We start from the raw sequence: 327 nt of genomic DNA on the forward strand, positions 1-327 counted from the left end.
GCGCGGATCGCCTGCACGGCGAGCCCGTGCGCCAGCGCGACGTGGTGGCGGGCCTGGTTGAGTTGCGCGGCCGGCAGCTTGAGGCCGGGCGCATCGATGCCCCAGCCATAGCCGAAATTCACGAAGCGTCCGACCTCGTTCACGGTAAAAATGTTTTTGACGCGATCGGTCAGGCGCGCGGCGACATGCGCAGCGTAGTCGGCAAAAGCCTTCGAGGTGTCGCTCGACGACCAGCCGCCGACGCGATCCTGCAGCGCCTGCGGCAGGTCCCAGTGATAGAGCGTGGCGTAAGGCTCGATCCCGTTCGCGAGCAGCTCGTCGACGAGG

At 67.0% G+C, this 327-nt stretch carries 1 protein-coding gene; it reads right to left on the reverse strand.

What is annotated here, in order from left to right; genetic code table 11:
* Positions 1-327: family 1 glycosylhydrolase (locus AABA86_RS32485; RefSeq protein WP_338309672.1), on the reverse strand; the 327-nt coding region annotated here is incomplete at both ends.

Origin of the sequence: Bradyrhizobium sp. TM233 (assembly GCF_036247965.1) — a bacterium.
Taxonomy (GTDB): domain Bacteria; phylum Pseudomonadota; class Alphaproteobacteria; order Rhizobiales; family Xanthobacteraceae; genus Bradyrhizobium; species Bradyrhizobium ottawaense.